At 71.1% G+C, this 564-nt stretch carries 1 protein-coding gene; it reads left to right on the forward strand.

What is annotated here, in order from left to right; translation table 11 throughout:
- The coding region (locus A5706_RS35340; protein WP_068137110.1) for a TetR/AcrR family transcriptional regulator at positions 1-564 on the forward strand (564 nt) is incomplete at both ends.

Genomic DNA, 564 nt, shown 5'->3' on the forward strand with positions numbered 1-564 from the left:
CGCCCGGTGGGCGCCAGCGGCGAGCGGACCCGCGCCCGAATAATCGACGCGGCGATGCGCTGCGTGGCGGAGGTCGGCTATTCGCGCGCGACCATCCGCGAGATCGCCCGCACCGCGGAGGTGACCAGCGCCAGCCTGTACAACTACTTCCCCAACAAGTCGGAGCTGATCAAGGCCGCCGTCGCGGCCAGGACCGACGTCGCGTTGCCGCGCCTGCGCGAGGCCGCCCAGGGTCCCGGCGACGTCACGGACCGGATCGAAGCGGTGCTCGACGAATCGGGCCGGTTGATGCGCGAATACCCCGACCTCGCCGCCTTCGAGTGGGCGCTCCGTGCCGAAGGTGCCGTCGACCCTCGGGAGGGCGGCGCCGGATTCCAGGCCTTCCGCGAGATCATCGAGGGCATCGTCGGGGGCACCGACAAGCCGGGCTCGGTGGAAGCCGTCTATTCGCTGATCTACGGGTTGACCGAGCTGGCGGCGACCGTTCCGCCGGAGGAGTACCACGCTGCGCTGGACTCGGCCAAGCGCCTGATCAGGGGCACGCTGCTGGGCGGCGGTCCACAG

The organism is Mycobacterium sp. E796 (assembly GCF_001672815.1).
GTDB lineage: Bacteria > Actinomycetota > Actinomycetes > Mycobacteriales > Mycobacteriaceae > Mycobacterium.